17 protein-coding genes are annotated in these 14511 nt (G+C 65.8%); all 17 read right to left on the reverse strand.

Annotation, left to right across the window (positions count from 1 at the left end):
- Positions 1-2 precede the first annotated feature (2 nt).
- The 17 genes from NBH12_RS06880 to NBH12_RS06960 all read right to left on the reverse strand — a co-directional run bounded on the left by NBH12_RS06880 (position 3) and on the right by NBH12_RS06960 (position 14411).
- On the reverse strand, positions 3-305 hold the full coding sequence (locus tag NBH12_RS06880) for a hypothetical protein (protein ID WP_007057813.1): 303 nt from the start codon (positions 303-305) through the stop codon (positions 3-5).
- 37 nt (positions 306-342) lie between these two features.
- A complete protein-coding gene (locus NBH12_RS06885) occupies positions 343-825 on the reverse strand; it encodes a hypothetical protein (RefSeq protein ID WP_217740441.1) in 483 nt (160 codons plus the stop codon).
- 13 nt (positions 826-838) lie between these two features.
- On the reverse strand, positions 839-2071 hold the full coding sequence (locus NBH12_RS06890) for a hypothetical protein (protein WP_217740440.1): 1233 nt from the start codon (positions 2069-2071) through the stop codon (positions 839-841).
- Positions 2068-2706 carry a hypothetical protein gene (locus NBH12_RS06895; protein WP_217740439.1) on the reverse strand — a complete coding sequence of 213 codons (639 nt, stop codon included), beginning with the start codon at positions 2704-2706 and terminating at the stop codon, positions 2068-2070. Before NBH12_RS06895 ends, NBH12_RS06890 begins: the two co-directional genes overlap by 4 nt.
- Positions 2707-3028: 322 nt before the next feature.
- A complete protein-coding gene (locus NBH12_RS06900) occupies positions 3029-7834 on the reverse strand; it encodes an LPXTG cell wall anchor domain-containing protein (protein WP_250819315.1) in 4806 nt (1601 codons plus the stop codon).
- 337 nt (positions 7835-8171) lie between these two features.
- The gene (locus tag NBH12_RS06905) at positions 8172-9203 is read right to left on the reverse strand and encodes an FIVAR domain-containing protein (protein ID WP_007056898.1); all 1032 of its coding nucleotides are present in this window, start codon (positions 9201-9203) and stop codon (positions 8172-8174) included.
- Between the two features lie 41 nt (positions 9204-9244).
- Entirely contained in the window at positions 9245-10129 is an 885-nt protein-coding gene (locus tag NBH12_RS06910) for a hypothetical protein (RefSeq protein WP_032738551.1), read from the reverse strand.
- A 28-nt stretch (positions 10130-10157) separates the two neighbouring features.
- Positions 10158-10388: a hypothetical protein gene (locus NBH12_RS06915; RefSeq protein WP_016462865.1), complete on the reverse strand. Its 231-nt coding sequence runs from the start codon at positions 10386-10388 to the stop codon at positions 10158-10160.
- Positions 10388-10642, reverse strand: coding sequence for a ribbon-helix-helix protein (locus NBH12_RS06920; RefSeq protein WP_007056901.1), 255 nt, complete (start codon positions 10640-10642; stop codon positions 10388-10390). Before NBH12_RS06920 ends, NBH12_RS06915 begins: the two co-directional genes overlap by 1 nt.
- Before the next feature lie 77 nt (positions 10643-10719).
- Positions 10720-11313, reverse strand: a complete 594-nt coding sequence (locus tag NBH12_RS06925; RefSeq protein WP_007058038.1) for a ParA family protein — start codon at positions 11311-11313, stop codon at positions 10720-10722.
- A 135-nt stretch (positions 11314-11448) separates the two neighbouring features.
- A complete protein-coding gene (locus tag NBH12_RS06930; RefSeq protein ID WP_118088510.1) occupies positions 11449-11922 on the reverse strand; it encodes a WhiB family transcriptional regulator in 474 nt (157 codons plus the stop codon).
- Positions 11913-13283, reverse strand: a complete 1371-nt coding sequence (locus tag NBH12_RS06935; protein WP_195346833.1) for a helix-turn-helix domain-containing protein — start codon at positions 13281-13283, stop codon at positions 11913-11915. The genes NBH12_RS06930 and NBH12_RS06935 overlap by 10 nt, the downstream gene beginning before the upstream one ends.
- The gene (locus NBH12_RS06940) at positions 13280-13480 is read right to left on the reverse strand and encodes a hypothetical protein (protein WP_077322488.1); all 201 of its coding nucleotides are present in this window, start codon (positions 13478-13480) and stop codon (positions 13280-13282) included. The genes NBH12_RS06935 and NBH12_RS06940 overlap by 4 nt, the downstream gene beginning before the upstream one ends.
- Positions 13467-13634 (reverse strand): hypothetical protein, encoded by a 168-nt coding sequence (locus NBH12_RS06945; protein WP_165499374.1) that lies wholly within the window; start codon positions 13632-13634, stop codon positions 13467-13469. Before NBH12_RS06945 ends, NBH12_RS06940 begins: the two co-directional genes overlap by 14 nt.
- Positions 13631-13780: a hypothetical protein gene (locus NBH12_RS06950; RefSeq protein ID WP_165499373.1), complete on the reverse strand. Its 150-nt coding sequence runs from the start codon at positions 13778-13780 to the stop codon at positions 13631-13633. Before NBH12_RS06950 ends, NBH12_RS06945 begins: the two co-directional genes overlap by 4 nt.
- On the reverse strand, positions 13765-14148 hold the full coding sequence (locus NBH12_RS06955; protein ID WP_060868089.1) for a hypothetical protein: 384 nt from the start codon (positions 14146-14148) through the stop codon (positions 13765-13767). Before NBH12_RS06955 ends, NBH12_RS06950 begins: the two co-directional genes overlap by 16 nt.
- Complete coding sequence (locus NBH12_RS06960) at positions 14145-14411, reverse strand: hypothetical protein (RefSeq protein ID WP_015512204.1); 267 nt, start codon at positions 14409-14411, stop codon at positions 14145-14147. Before NBH12_RS06960 ends, NBH12_RS06955 begins: the two co-directional genes overlap by 4 nt.
- Positions 14412-14511: the final 100 nt, after the last annotated feature.

Consider the following 14511-nt stretch of genomic DNA (forward strand, 5'->3'; position numbering starts at 1 on the left):
TCTCAGCAGCTTGCGGTGACGGACAGGCCGAGTGCGGCGAGGATGGCGACAGCGCCCGCACCGAGGAAGATGCCGATCACCCAGTTGACGAGCTTGTCGAAGGTGTCGTCGCGGTCTGGCACGCCGTCGCCCTGCTGGCGCAGGATGTGCACGCCGATGCGCACCAGCGCGACCACGCCGATCACCAGGCTCAGCGCCTTCACCCAGCCCAGGGCGGTGGATACCGGTCCCGAGAATCCCGGAGGCAGGCACGGGGTCGGGTCGGAAAGGGTCTCGGCGAGGATCACGCATGTTTCATGCAGCATTGGATTGTTCCTTTCGTGTTAGGTTCATGCACCATCGTCAGCCGACATGGGCCGTGGCGCGGGGCATGGCGTCTACGTCCCTGACAAGCCGCGCATACGCGGCCGGATAACGCCGGGGAAACCCGTCGAGTTCAAGCCCTTTGATATGGGGCAGCCGCCACACGCGGACGGCGGATGACAGTTGGATGCGCGCCGCCACCAAAGGCCGGGGCATACGGGGCACGGGGTCGGTGATGGCCGCGCCCAACAGGATCGATGCGCCGAACAGTCCGGCCGACTGGTCGGCGAGCAGCGCGCGCAACGATTCGAGACCTCTCCCGGTTCCCATGGCGCACAGGATGATGCGCGACGGCATGGAGGGATCCTGGCTCACCGGCAGCGCGCGGCCGGCGTCGGCGAACCGGTCGGGGTCCGAATGGCGGATCGTGGTGCATCCGGCACCGCCGTGCGCGCCCACCAGCCACACGCGGTCGGTGACGGGTGCCGCGAACGACGGGATCAACGTGGTCAGTTGTGGCATGGTGCTGGTCCTTTCATAGGCTCGGGTCGGTGCCGGGCAGTTGCGAGGGGTCCGGGTTCGCGGGCACCGACCAGCCCGGAGACGCGGAACCACCGGTCGAGCCGGCGGAACCGCCGGAGGAATGGTATCCGCCACCGGACGGGCCGGAACCCGGGCCCGAAGCGGAGCCGGAGGGCGTGTACGAGTACTGTTGCGGTGCCGGCGTGCTCTGCGCCTGCGCCGCCGCAGCCGCTGCGGCCTCCTCCTGCGCTTTCCTTTCCTCGTCGGCCTTGGTCTTCGCGTCGATGGAGGCGTTCACCTTGTCCATGGCGTCGGCGATGGCCTTCTCGTCGCGCTTGTCGATGGAGGCGCGCAGCAGGGCGCGAGAATATTCGTCCTGCACCTTGCCTTCGGAGGAGGAATACAATCGTTCGCCCTGTTCGACCGTATGGGCCAGCCGTGAGGAGAACACCGCGCCCGCCGCCTTCTTCAGCCGCGAGAGATTTCCCGTGTGCTTCTTTTCGATGGCTTGCAGCTTGGATGTGGTGGCGTTGGCCGTTTCCGTGTCCGTGGCGGCACATGCGGGGATTCGCTCGCCCTCGGAATATTGTTCGGCCAGCTTGTCGAGGGTTTCCAGGGTTTCCGGGTCGGCGAGCTTGTCGGCCGTGACCGCTTTCGCCTGTGCGAGCCGGTCGCCGGCGAGATATTCGACCAGCTTCCGTTCGGCTTTCTTCGCCGCAGCGCGCGCGGTGGCGCAGTCCGCCGTCGCCTGTTCCAGCTCGCGTGCGGCCGTGGCGGATTCATGCGATCTCCACGCGGACATGCCGGCGACCGTGACGCAGGCCGCGAGCAGGATGCCGCCCGCGGTCGTGGCTATGCGCCTCCATTCGCGCACGGGCATGGCGGCATCCCGGTCGCCGACCGGCGTGAGGTCGATCGTGTCGGCGAGATCGGCCGGCTCCACGGCACCGCCAACGTGCTGCGGTTCCGATGCCGGGGCATCGGCCGGGATATCATTCCCCACCGGATTCGAGGCCGATGGCAGCGGACCGATCTCCCACGGATCGACGGCCGGGTTCGCCCGGCCTTCGCTTCCGGCGTCGTCCACGCATCGCGCATCCGGCTCCAGCCCGGGCCCGGGCTCGGGTTCGGGTTCGGCCGGTGGCCGGCGTTCCGGTTCCGGTTCTCGTGCCGTGTCGATGGCGACGGCGGTGCCGGCGGCGATTATGGGGCCCATCTCCCATGGGTCCGTGCCGGAGGTGTTCATCGGTTCGGGAAGAGGCGCTGGCGAAGGCTCGGGCGGTCCGGCGCGGTGGCGGTCATGCCGTCGGCGGCGTCGGCCTGCCGCTCGCGCAGCTGCCGCTGTTCCATGACCCATGCGGGATGCTGGCCGTGCTCGTGCGCGTCCATGAGGCAGCGCGTGACCTCGCCCTCGGGTGAGACCGCCGCGAGCCGGCCCAGATGGCCGGTGAACGCGGCCTCGGGATCGCCCTGCATGAAGCTCATGTACGCGGCGGCCTCAAGCGCGCCCTCCCTTCGCGCGGAATCCGGGATGTTGTTGGACAGCCGCCACAGCAGTGCGGGTATGTCCTGGTGGAACTCGCTGTTGGCTATCTCGCGCACGTTGTAGTCGGCCTGGTACCACGGTTTGACCTGGCCCGAGGCGAACAGGGGCAAGGCGCGCGGATCGTGCTCGGCGACCATGAGGAAACGGGCGCGTTCCATGCCCGGCGATATCAGCTTGGCGCACACGGCGTCGCGCAGCCCCGTGTCGCCGGACAGCGATGCCAGCAGTCCCGCCGTGGCATGGTCTTTTTCCGCGTCCGCGCCGATGCGGTATTGTCCGGCGCGCAGCGAGTCGAGAAAATCGAATACGGCCAATGCGGTTTGCCTGTCAGCCATGTGCAACCTCCAGAGGAATGATGATGGTGCGAACAATGTCAGAGTCGATGATGCGCCGGGTCGCGGGCCGCTGCGGGGCGCACCGTCTACAGGCCCCATCGGGAGCACGGTTCCACGGGTCTGCGGCTCCACGGTTCCACGGGTTCACGGGTTCCGGGCATGGAAAAGGCCCTTCGCCGGGGGAGAGGCTGGCGAAGGGCCTGGGGGTTCACACGCCGTCCGGGGCACGGGATTCGGAAAGCTTTATGCCCCTTTCCGGCATGTGAAGTCAATGGAGGGCGTCCCGGCCGTCATCGGACGACGAGGCCGGAACGCCACGGGGTCACTTGCCCGCGTTCACGGCCGTGTGGCGGCCGGAACCCTGTGCGTAGTGGCGCTTGCGGAACACGAGCAGGGAGCCGCCCGCGAGCAGCACCGCCAGAGCGCCGCCGGCAAGGCCGAGCACGGCCGTGCCGGTGGAGGCCAACGGCTTGGCACGGTAGCCGTTCCAGTCGTCGGTGTTGCTGGCGGTCTGGGTGTCGGCGCACAGCTGCTTGCCGTCGATCTCGGTCACGTCGCCGGTGGAGTATTCCGGATCGGTGTCTTCGCCGCCGTCGGTCTTGTCGTTGAACGGGTCGCCGTTGGACGGCGCGCATTCCACGAGCGGGGTTCCGGTGACGATGGCGCGATCCGTGTGGGTCTCGCCTTCCTTGACGCCCTTGAGCGTGCCGGTCACGCTGACCGATTCGCCCGGCTTGAGCACCAGGGTGTCCCAGTCGGCGGGATAGGTGAGCGAATCCATGTCCACGTGCGCGTCGCCGACGATGGTGGAGTCGTCGAGGTTCAGGTCGCTTGCCTTGAACCATGCGCCGTCACCGGTGGCCGGGTCGGTCTTGGAGGTGTTCGTGATGATGAACGTGATGCCGATGCTGTCGGCGTCCATCTTCAGCGCCTGCTTCGGGTCGTCGCGGTCCGCCTGCTCCTGGCCTTCCTGCTTGAGGGTCGGGGTATCGACCTTCTCCAGGTGGATGCTCGGGGTCATGTCCGGGGTCTTGGTGACGACCTTGTTGGATTCGCGCGGCTGGCCGTTGATGGTCTCGGTCCACGTGTTGGGCACCTCGTCGGCCACGGCGATGCGCTTGCACTGGAGGTAGAGCACCCAGCCGGCCTCGTGCTCGTTGTCGGCGCTCACCAGGTCGAGGTAGGCCTGGGTCGCGTCGGCCGTGACCTTGCCGTTCTCGTCGGCGTCCACGGTGAACAGGTTGCCGCCGAACTTCGAGGAGTCGAAGCCGCTGCCCGCGATCTTCTCGCCCTTGGCCGCGAGCACCTGGCCGTCCCTGTACAAATCACGCGAGGCGTAGACGGCCCAGTTGCCCAGGTACTGGTCGTACTCGGTGGCCAGCTGGTCCGTGCCGCCCCAGTCCGTGACGGTCTGGTAGGCGCGGCCCGGGGGCAGGATGCTGGAATCCAGTCGGTAGAGGAACGTGTGGTTCAAATACACGCTCTTGCCGTCGATGCTGTCGCCGCCGACCTTCACGGTCACGTCCTTGGTCGGGTTGATCTCCTTCAGCGGGTTGGTGACGGTGTTGGTCTTGTCGCGCCTGTCGTTCGTGACCTGCGTGGCGGTGTTCTCCACCGTGTGGCCGTCCTTGACCTTGGTGACGGTCATCGGCATGACCACCTGGTAGGTGTGGCCCAGCAGCGACTGGTCGATGCTCGGGTCCTTCAGCGGATCGTAATCCTTGTCGGACTTCTCGCTGTACGCCTTCAGATCGTCGGGCTGCGGGTCGCCGGGAACGGTCTCGCCGGTCGCGGGGATCTGGGTGTCCACGGTTTTGGCGAAGGCGTAGAGCACCCCGTCCTTGTCCTGGATGTTGAACTCGCCGGTGCGGTCCCTGCCGGTCTCGTCAAGGATCTCCACGTGCTTCGCGTCGAGGGTCAGGTACTCCTGGTCGTAGTCGTCCGTCATGCCCAAGCGCCATACCTTGTAGGCGGTGTCGGTGAGCCTGGAGGCGTCGATGTTGACGCGGTAGTACACCTTGTCGCCCAGCAGCGCGGTCTTGCCGTCGATGCTGATGGTCGGGTCCTTCTGCGTGTCCTGCTTGGAGGGCTTGATGACCGGCGGCTCGTTCTCGACCTTGTTGGACGGGGTGACGCCGTTGTTGACGGTCAGCGCGGCCTTGTTGTCGACGGTCTTGTCGGTGGGCGCGTCCTCGTTCACCTTGGCCTCGAAGCGCAGCAGCACGCGCGGGTTGGAGCCGGCCTTCCAGTTGGCGGCAACCCAGTCCTTGGCGAACGTGGCCTCGAACGAGTGGTTGGCTTCGTCCCACTGCACCTTGTAGGCGCTCTTCGGGATGATGCCGCCGGTTCCCAGGTCGGTGATCTCCAGGGTCTGCTTGTTCGCGGTGGTGTACTCGGAATAGGTGTCGCTCAGCTTGATGGCGGTCACCGAATATGCCTGGTCCGCAGGGATCTGCGGGTCCACGCGCACGGTGTATTCCACGGTCTGGCCGGGGAACACGGTCTTGGTGTCGATGCTGGACTGGTCGCCGCCCTGGGAGGATTCGGCGATGACCTGCTTGTGGATCGGGGGCACGGTCACGCAGATCTTCGGCGTGTTGGTGTCCACCGTGCTGCCGCCGACCGTCTGGCCGCCCTTGTTGTCGAGGTCGTCGCCCTTCGGGTCCGCGCACGTGTTGAGCTCGTCGCCCTCCGCCTTGCCGTAGGATTCGAGCAGCTTCACGGTGTCGAAGTTCACGTCGAAGGGGATCACGACGCTGATCTGCTTCGCGGTCTTCAGGTCCTTCTGCGCGGCCTCGTAGGAGTCCTTCGCGCTGACCGTGACCTTGGTGCCCTCGGCGGTGATGTCGAACTGGTCGGTCACGTCCCTGCCGGTCTTGTTCAGGTCGTTGACGCTGGCGTTGGCCTCGTCGGTGGTGTCCTGCTCGTAGACCTTGATGTTGGAGGTGTCCTTCAGGTCGAGGATGCTATCGACGTTGGCGAAGTCGTCGGTCCACGCGATCTCGGGCACGCGGCCCAATCCTGTGGGCAGGGTGCCGGAAACGACCGCCGCCACCTCGTCGCCGAGACGGTAGTACTTGTCGTCGCCGCCCACCTTGTCGGTCTTGGTCGGATCGACGGTCAGCTGCCACTTGCCGCCGACCTTCATGGCCCACGCCTTGTTGGGGTTGGGCGTCCACACGAACACCGGCGGCTCGTTGGTCGGTCGGGTCTCGTTGTTCCACTTCTCGTACGCCTTGTTGGTCAGCTGGATCTTCTTGCCCTCGGTGGCACCCTTTTTGATGGTGCCCGTCAGGTAGAACCTGACCTTGCTCGCGCTGTTCCTGAACATCGTCTTGGCGATGTACGAAGCCTTCGCGGTGGCGGTCGCGGTCCCGGCCTTCCGGTCGATCGCGATGGTGAAGTTCGCGGTCTCGTCCTTGCCGTCGACGAACACCTTGCCGGACTTCCAGTCGATCCACTGGTTCGAACCGGTCAGATCATCGGTGATGGAATAGGATGCCAGCGGGTTGAGCAGGTGCGCGGGGATGCTGCCGTTGACCACGACGCCCACCTGGTCGCCCACGAGGAACGTCTTCTGATCGACGCCCTGCTGGTTGGTCCATTGCTTGTCCTCGGCCACGAGAGCGCCGGACTCGTCCAGCACCCACACCTTGTCCGGGGTCGGCGTGACCTTGCCCACGCTGTCGCTGTTGCCGGTCTGGCAGTCGGCCAGGCTGCCGGTGCCGTTGTCTCCGTTCCAGCACGCCACGGAACCGTCGTTGATCTCGTAGTCGCCGCCGGTGGGTTTGGCCGACTGTGGCACGTTCAGCGTGTAGAGGCCGGAATGCGGGGCGGTGGCGTGCGCCTTGACCACGCGCTTGCCATCGATGGAATCGTCGATGGAAATGTCCGCCGGCACGATGTTGCCGTTCGCGTCGGTCACGGTCACCTTGCTCACGTCGTCCTGCTCGGTGCCGCCGATCACCACGTCCCTGGTGTCGATCGTGTCGTAGATCCAGAACTTGCCGGAGGCGTTGGAATGCGCCTTGATGTGCGCCGTGTACAGCGAGCCGGACGCGATGGAGTCGTTGCCGTCCCGCACCGTGTCGCCGGCCTCGTTGGTCAGCCATTTCTCGGGCGGGGTGGTGGTCTTCTCGCCGGACTCCTTGCCGTCGTTCTCTCCCTTGTGGGAGACCGCCTCGGCCATGTTGCCCTGCTTCGCCACGTCAACGTCCCACCAGCGCTTGCCCGCAGGCCACGACTCCCACGAGGCGTCCATGTCCTTGAAGGACGCGCTCACTGTGGCGCTGCCCTTGTTGGATGCGGTGAACTGCTTCGCCACCGTCTTCTCGGTGCCGTCAATGCCACGCCAGTGCAGGGTCGCGGTGCCGTTCACGTTCTCGGTCTTCGACCCGTCGCTGGACAGGGTGATCGTGTCCGAAGCATCCTTGGTGTCGCCCGCCTGGCCCGACATCTCCGCAGCCTGCGTGCTGATGCTCAGGTGATATGAGGGCGGCGCGGGCTGGTACTTGTCCAGCACGATCACCACGATCGACGGCTTGCTGGAAGCCTCCACATTACGACGCATGATCGCATCCACGCTGTTCGACGGATCATCATCGAACGGATATGAGGTCCTATATACGGTGCTGCCGTACTGGTATGTTCCTGGAGCTACGTATTTGTTCCAGTTGTCGTACCAGCCACCGGTCCCGGTCGGCGAAGCCACGCCGGACCCGTTGTAGATGTAGTTGCCGCCGATGACGGCTGGCACCGCGCCGACCGCGACCACTCGGCAGTCGCCGTTGCCCTCGCCGGGGTGACGCCGCTGGAAACCGGTCTCGCATTCCGTGCGGGCCTGGTCCAATGCGGCCTGCGCCTTGGTGATGCCGTTGCCCTCCAAAGTGACGCCGGCATTGTTCATGGCGGCGCGCACCGAATCAAGACTCGTGGCCGGGCCCCAAGCGCCCGAAGCGTCGTCCTTGTACTGCCAGAATTGCACCGCGTCCAGGTTGCCGCCCGTGCCGGGCTGGTTGCCGCCGCCACCGCCCGCGAACGCGGTCGATGCGACGACGCCGCCGGCACCAAGCGTGGCGATCGCGGCCAACGCGGCGACGCCGGCTTTCATCTTCCTACTAAAGTTCATAAAAATGAACCTCCGTTAACCTTGTCTGTTCATCCCCTCCCTTCAAACTTTCCGGCCATGGCCCCGCCAACCCCTTTTCAGGGAATGGCGGGGCTTCCGACCGCAGGAATAACGGGAGGTAGCCACCGGATGATCCGGCAACCACCAACAAGCCTCACAGGCGACACGCCGAGCCACGGAGCATGGCGTCTACAAAATTCCAGGAATATTTCCCGGCAACACGGATACACGGGAATGCGGGGACACGGGTTCACGGGGAAATGGGTTTCCTTTGCGGAATCCATGGAAAAGGCCCGTACCGGTTTCCCGATACGAGCCATAATCAGTCAATCGTCAATCAGTGATGGTAGTAGCCATCATCCTTGCCGGTGCAGCTGTTGCCGCAGCCGTAAGAGCCGTTGAGGTTCGGCTTCGGGGCGGAGCCGCCGGCCGGGCCGGAGCCGGACGTGGAGCCGGAGCCGGTGCCGCCCGATGTGGTGCCACGGTATGTGTTGGAGCCGGAAGTGGAGCCTTCCGTGCGCCTGTACGCGCCGCCGGAGTAGGAGGAGCCGCCGTTGTAGGCGGATTGGGCCTGCGCCTGAGCCTGGGCGGCCGCTGCGGCGGCTTGCGCATCCGCGTCCGTCTTTGCCTGGACGCTCGCGTTCACGCCATTGATGGCATCCTCCACCGTCTTGCGCGCCCCGTCGATCTTCGCCGGATCGTTCCCGTCCTTCAGCCCGTTCGCCGCGTCGATGGCGTTCGACAATGCGTCGCGGGTGGCGTTGTCCGCGACCTTGCCGTCCGAATCCGCGAGCAGCCTCGACGCCTCGTCCAGCTTCGCCGTCAGATTCGTTTTCGCGGTCTCCAGGGTCTTCGCGGCCTTGGATTCGATGACGGCCCTCACCGCCTTCGACAGGCTCTGTTCGTGGGTCTTGTACCAGTCGGCCTGTTCGCCCAGCTTCACGGTGGCGGCATCCAAGCCCTTCGCGTCCTCGGCCACGCAGCCCTCGTATTCGGGTGCCGAGGCCTTGAGCTCCTTGCCCAATGATTCGACGGTCTTCGCGTCCTTGACCTGTTCGGCCTTGACGGCGGCGGCATCGGCCGCATCCCCGTTGAGCAGCGCGTTATACTCGTTGGCCTGGCTGCGCACGCCGTCGGCGGCGGTGGCGCACGCCTCCTTCGCTTCCGCGAGCTTCGCGCCACGGTACATGTTCCAGCCGACGACTCCCGCCACGACCAGCACGACCGCGCAGACGACGGCGATCAGGGGCAGCAGCCACTTCGGCCGCTTCCTTCCGTCCACGCCGCCACGGGCCTCCGCAACGTTTGCGGCAGCGGTTTCGACGGGTTCGAGGGCTTCCGTCTTGTCGATCTCGTTCTCGGGGTTCATTGTCGTTCTCCTTGTTTTGATTGTCGTCTCAATTTCGTCTCTCATCGCAGCGTCTCCCGCGCGATGTCGAGCAGCCGCCCGTCACGGCCGGGTTGGGCGTCCGCTGTGTGGGAGAGCCAGTCCTGATCGACGTCGAGGGTCAGGTCATCGAAGGCCTGTTGCCCGTCGTCGCGGCCCAGCAGGCCGCGTAGCCTGAACGTCTCGTTCATGTGCTGTCCGTCCCATTCGATGCGCCGGGCGTACAGCAGGAAATCCAGAGTAAGGAACCCCGGCCCGGCCTTGTCCACCTGCACGTACCGGGAGCGCGTCGGCGCGAGCCTCACCTGCGGCACGCCTTTCAGCCGTTCGTGCAACGGGCTGCCCGGCACGATGTAGCGTTTGACCAGGTTCTGTCCGCCGGCCGCGAAGAACAGCATCTGCGGCAGATTGCCGTAGGTCGCGTCGTAATAGCGCCATCCCTGGTCGTCCCGCCATCTGCGAAGCATGTCACGGGCGGCCCCCGGCCCCAGATGGATGCCGGAGAACCGTTCCCACGCCAGCGTCACCCGGTCGAACTCGCCGCGCATGAGACCATACAGGGCCCGACCTGTCGGATCCTTCGGATGACGTCTCGCTCGGGTGTCCGTCCGATGGTTCGGATCTGCATACGGGCAGTGCAGGTAGGCGTCCTCGTCGTAGCGGCACAGGCCCGGCACGTCGCCCCGGTGGTGCCGCCCGTAGGGCCGGCGCGCACGGCTTTCCTCCTGCCGGCGGAACAGGCCGACGATCTGGATGGGATTGTCGCACAGCGGGCACACCGCGTAGTAGGACGGCCCCGTGTCGCCGTCACGACGCCACGGGGCCACGCCGCCGGTGCACCCCATGTATGACTCTTGGCTGATCACGATGCTTTCCGCCCTTCCCGGCCATGCCTTGAACACATCCATAGCCAGCTCCCCTCGCCGCGCATCGTCGTCATTGATACCTCCTGTTGATATTAACCCACCAATCCGCCGGCAGCTCGGGCACCGCGCCCTCGCGTTCGGCGAACGCGAGGCACGCGAGCACCGTGCGCAATCCCAACGGGAACTCCCGCCGTCCCTGACGCATCAGGAACGTCCAGTCCTCCACGCAGTCCTCGCAATCCGAATGATCCATGATCCCGCGACGGGCCAGCACGGCCCGCTCCTCGATGTCATCCGTCATCATCCACTCCTTCTTCCGTCTTGCTTCGCCTCGGCCCTTGCGTCCGCCGCGTCGAGGGGAGGGCAGTCATGTTCGATCCATGCCGTGAGCATGTCGCGGATGGTGGTGCCGCGTCGCACGGCCTCGGCCTTGAACCGTTTCTTGAGCTCGGGGTCGAGCTCCACCGTGATCTTGGGCAGCTTGACCGGTTTCTTGTAGTCCGTGAGCGTCGATGCCAGCATGTTCCTCGTGGTCATCGGCTTGTTGATCTCCATGATGTTGTTCCTTTCCGTGTCCCCGTATCCACGGGTTTACGTGGATACGGGATTGCGGGTTTCCGGTTCTGCGGGTGTCAGGCGGCGAATGCGTCGCTGAGTTCCTTGGCGATAAGCCCGTAGCCCGAAGCGGACGGGAACCGGCCCTCGTCCGATGCGAGACGCATGGCCTCCTTGTACGGGATGGTCTCTTGGCATCGGGCCAGTCCGTTCTCGGCCAGGAACTCCTCGGCGTGCCTGAGGCTGCGCGTGCCGTACCTGGTCTGGGTCAGCAGCACCGAGGAGGGCTTGTTGATCTGCCGGATGGTCTCCAGCATGCGTTCCAGGTCGATGGGGCCGGTGGTGGTGACGAGCAGCACGAGGTCGGCCGCGTCCACCGCCGCCTCCACCAGATCGGTCTGCAAGGGAGGCGTGTCGATCAGCACCCATTCCTCCTCGGCGGGCGCGGCGACGGTGAACCGGTTGACGACCTCCACCCCGAAGGGCAGTGGGCGGCCGGCCGATAGGGCCTTGTGCGCCCACAGGGTCGCCGCGCCGGACGGGTCGGCGTCGCGCACCGTCACGGTATGGCCCAGTCGGGCGAGTGCTTCGGCGGTGCCGATGGCGCTGGTGGTCTTGCCGACCCCGCCCTTGAGGTTGACGAAGGCCACCGTTTTCGTGTTCGTGGTCATTGGGATTGTTCCTTTCATTCGGGTTTCCGGCTTCCCGTGTCCACGGGTGCACGGTTCCACGGTTTGCCGCGTATACGGGTTTCCGGAATGGTTCGTCCTTATGGGGCCGGACCGGTTATCTGTATCGGATTGTCTTCAGAAGAGGGTGTCCTGCAAGGGCGGGGTGTGTGTGGCGGCCGGGGCCTTCGCCTTGCCGGTCGAGCGTGTGGTGGCGCGCCATCGTTGCTGGCGTGCGTTGCGCTGATCGGTCTTGCGGCGTTTGCATTCGCGTTCGCGTGCCGCCGCCACGATCTCGGGGTTCTCGCGGATGTACCGGGCGAGCCGCTGTTCGGCGTTCGGGTCGTCGGGGTCGAACCGGAATCCGGCCTCCTGCGCGGTCTTCAGCACCTGGCGTCGGGCCCTCAACGGCAGTCCGCCGTAGATGCCGTACTGGTCCCGGACCATGATGCCGAACGCGAGGCATTCGGCCCTGACCGGGCAGGCCTCGCAGATCCGCACCGCCGCGCGGCGCAGCTCGTATTGGGTTCGCTGGTTGGGAAGGTCGTCGGGCCCCCACATGCGGTCCGACCACGAGTCGGGGAAATCCGCGCATTCGCCTTTCAGGAACATGCCGGCACCTCCTTCGGCCCACGGCCGCCGATGAAGCCGAAACGGACGGACGCCGGCCCGGTCTCGGACGGCTTCCGCCGCCCGAAGCCGTCGTCCTTCTCCCTGGATTCCGCGTCCAGGAAGGCGCGGCCCGCCCGCAATGCCTCCAGCACGGCATTGCGTTCGCCTTCTGCGTCGTTCGCGGGGACGCGCTTCAACAGCCGGCGCAGGGTGCGCGGTGCCTCGAACCCGTCGTTGCCCGCATCGAAGTCGTAAGGGTCGAGCAGTTTCCACACGCGCCGGTCCAGGTTGTCGGGGATGCCGTAGTTCGGCACCTTCGGCGTGGATTCCGCGCTCGGCGGCTGCGCCGTTTCGCCCTTGTCGGCGATGACGCCGTGTTCGGCGAGCAGGCGACGCCCGTGGGGGTCGTCGGCCATCTGGAGGCATACCTGGTCCCAGTGCCGTGCGAGGGAGCGGGGGCCGGTGAGCGTGCGACGCCAGAAACCGTCATACGGCTTGCCGGAAGCGTCGCCCTTGTCGGTCTTGGAAGGCGGCAGCGACGCCCATTCGGCCACGGCCAGCACCAGTGGCATGCCGTGGCGGGCGATCAGCCGTCGGGCGGCGTCGAGTTCGCGTTTGCCGGGCCGGGCCAACGGTTCGGGAACCGGCATCGGCGGCATGGCGCGCAGCCCGTCCGCCATCGTGCGGCACACCGCCTCCGCGTCGGAACCGGCCTCGGCGGATTCGCTGCTTGGGGGTTCGGCTCCGGCGGCGTCGGCCCATGAACCGTCCTCGCGGATTCCGTCATCGTCCGGGGAGGTCTCTCCGCTTGCGGGGAGATGCCCCGTAGGGGCAGAGGGGTTATTACGTACTAGGGACGTACTGTGGCTCACCAGGTGAGCTGGGGGTGGGGTCACAGCTGTGAACCGTGGTTCACCCGTGAGCTGGGGTTTTCCCGTGTCCCCGTCGCCATAACCACGGTCCACGTGTGAGCCGGGGTTTCCCTTCGCCCTGTTTTCCGTGGAAGGCCGTCCTCCTCGGGTCGAGTCGATGTCGTTCGAGTCGAAGAAGTCGGAATCGAGCTCCAGACGGTTCCCCAGGCACAGATCCCACACGACGGGCCGGTGCCACTCGCTGAAATGCCCGGCCTGGCGTTGGTCGCCGCGACGGATCAGCCCGTTCGCTTCCAGCCATGACAGGTGGCGTTTGACCGTGCTCACGCTGCACTTGCACCACGCGGCCAGCTTCCTGTGCGTCGGATGCGCGTTGCGCCCCTCGTCGTCGGCCACGTTCGCCAGACACATCAGCACGCGCGCGGCACCATTATGCTTGGCATCCACGGGCGCGAACCTGAGCGCCCAATCGACCGCGTTCACGCTCATGCGGCACCCCCTCGGCGGGAGTCTTGCAGACGTGCGCGCAGCATGGGCACGCGCGGCACGGGAACGTCGAGCATCATCGACAGATAGAAATCCTGACTGCCATCTCGGGGAGCGGAGGCCAACAGGCCAAGACCGGCCCCGCGAGACGGGAAACGCGGGCGAACGTCGGCGGACGGCTGCTTCTCATGCCGTTTCATGGCGTTCCTCCTTCTCCTGGCCGCATGACGCGGCTGACGCCCAGCGCTCCTCCATCTCGTCACGACGAGTGGCCGCGCGGCACAGGGCGAACGTCAGCAGACAGGACGCGGCGAGAATGATGACGATGGCGATCACGAGTACGAGGTGCATCATCGGCCCGCCCCCATTGATCGCGCGAGGGAGGCCAGCAGACGGACCACAAGAAGCACGATGCCGACTGCCAGACGCAGGAACGGCAGCAGCAGGCCGAAACAGGCCACCGCGAGCACCACGAACAGCAGGATCACCAATTCCACCATTCATCACCCCCGCTCACCGAGGGATGCCTGAGCATCGAGAACACCGCGTCATCGCCGCTGAGGGCCTCCACGTCGCGCATCAACGCGTCGATCTCGTCGGACACCATGCCCGCACCGGCCTCGTAGCCGCGATTGAACACGCAATCCGACGGACCGCCATGGATCAGACGACGGTTCACCGTCCGAGCCGGCGACGAAGCGTTCCGCACGTCACGAAGCGCGTCATGCCGGCCGATCAGATAGGCGACCGCCATGATCTCCCTCACGGTCATCGACGCATCCACGGACAGGGACAACAGGGACATGTAGTCCCGGAAATTCGAGCGCTCCTCGTTATCGAGGGAACGCGCGCCAACGGTCATGGTCATTGCCTCACCTCCGCGTGAAGGGACCAGAAAGCGAAATCCCAGGCATCACGCGAGTTACGGTCGCACCAGCAACCCACACAAGCCAGGCCGCAGGCCACCGGCACCAAAGCGAATCCCGGCAGAAGCAGATTCCTCGCGGCAAGCAGAATCGCCAGAAAAACCACGCACGACAACGCGGCCAGCATCGAAGCGGCAAGACCCGCCAGCTCGTAGCGCCGGGCAGAACGTCGCCAATACAGGGATTCGGAAAATGTAGACGCCATGCACCGCGAACCATTCACGGGGGCGTTACCATCAAAATCAGAAGTCGGCACAGCGACTTCGGTTACACTAGACATTTGTGCAGCCTCCATAATCTAAAAG

Origin of the sequence: Bifidobacterium sp. M3-N-101, assembly GCF_023656805.1 — a bacterium.
Classification (GTDB): Bacteria; Actinomycetota; Actinomycetes; order Actinomycetales; family Bifidobacteriaceae; genus Bifidobacterium; species Bifidobacterium breve.

Excerpts from the sequence above, each read along its gene's own strand:
- NBH12_RS06885 (WP_217740441.1), bottom strand. The coding sequence starts at position 825 with ATGCCACAACTGACCACGTTGATCCCGTCGTTCGCGGCACCCGTCACC.
- NBH12_RS06895 (WP_217740439.1), bottom strand. The coding sequence starts at position 2,706 with ATGGCTGACAGGCAAACCGCATTGGCCGTATTCGATTTTCTCGACTCG.
- NBH12_RS06940 (WP_077322488.1), bottom strand. The coding sequence starts at position 13,480 with ATGAAACGGCATGAGAAGCAGCCGTCCGCCGACGTTCGCCCGCGTTTC.
- NBH12_RS06955 (WP_060868089.1), bottom strand. The coding sequence starts at position 14,148 with ATGACCATGACCGTTGGCGCGCGTTCCCTCGATAACGAGGAGCGCTCG.
- NBH12_RS06925 (WP_007058038.1), bottom strand. The coding sequence starts at position 11,313 with ATGACCACGAACACGAAAACGGTGGCCTTCGTCAACCTCAAGGGCGGG.
- NBH12_RS06890 (WP_217740440.1), bottom strand. The coding sequence starts at position 2,071 with ATGAACACCTCCGGCACGGACCCATGGGAGATGGGCCCCATAATCGCC.
- NBH12_RS06915 (WP_016462865.1), bottom strand. The coding sequence starts at position 10,388 with ATGACGGATGACATCGAGGAGCGGGCCGTGCTGGCCCGTCGCGGGATC.
- NBH12_RS06960 (WP_015512204.1), bottom strand. The coding sequence starts at position 14,411 with ATGGCGTCTACATTTTCCGAATCCCTGTATTGGCGACGTTCTGCCCGG.
- NBH12_RS06900 (WP_250819315.1), bottom strand. The coding sequence starts at position 7,834 with ATGAACTTTAGTAGGAAGATGAAAGCCGGCGTCGCCGCGTTGGCCGCG.
- NBH12_RS06905 (WP_007056898.1), bottom strand. The coding sequence starts at position 9,203 with ATGAACCCCGAGAACGAGATCGACAAGACGGAAGCCCTCGAACCCGTC.
- NBH12_RS06945 (WP_165499374.1), bottom strand. The coding sequence starts at position 13,634 with ATGATGCACCTCGTACTCGTGATCGCCATCGTCATCATTCTCGCCGCG.
- NBH12_RS06910 (WP_032738551.1), bottom strand. The coding sequence starts at position 10,129 with ATGGATGTGTTCAAGGCATGGCCGGGAAGGGCGGAAAGCATCGTGATC.
- NBH12_RS06930 (WP_118088510.1), bottom strand. The coding sequence starts at position 11,922 with ATGTTCCTGAAAGGCGAATGCGCGGATTTCCCCGACTCGTGGTCGGAC.
- NBH12_RS06935 (WP_195346833.1), bottom strand. The coding sequence starts at position 13,283 with ATGAGCGTGAACGCGGTCGATTGGGCGCTCAGGTTCGCGCCCGTGGAT.
- NBH12_RS06950 (WP_165499373.1), bottom strand. The coding sequence starts at position 13,780 with ATGGTGGAATTGGTGATCCTGCTGTTCGTGGTGCTCGCGGTGGCCTGT.
- NBH12_RS06880 (WP_007057813.1), bottom strand. The coding sequence starts at position 305 with ATGCTGCATGAAACATGCGTGATCCTCGCCGAGACCCTTTCCGACCCG.
- NBH12_RS06920 (WP_007056901.1), bottom strand. The coding sequence starts at position 10,642 with ATGGAGATCAACAAGCCGATGACCACGAGGAACATGCTGGCATCGACG.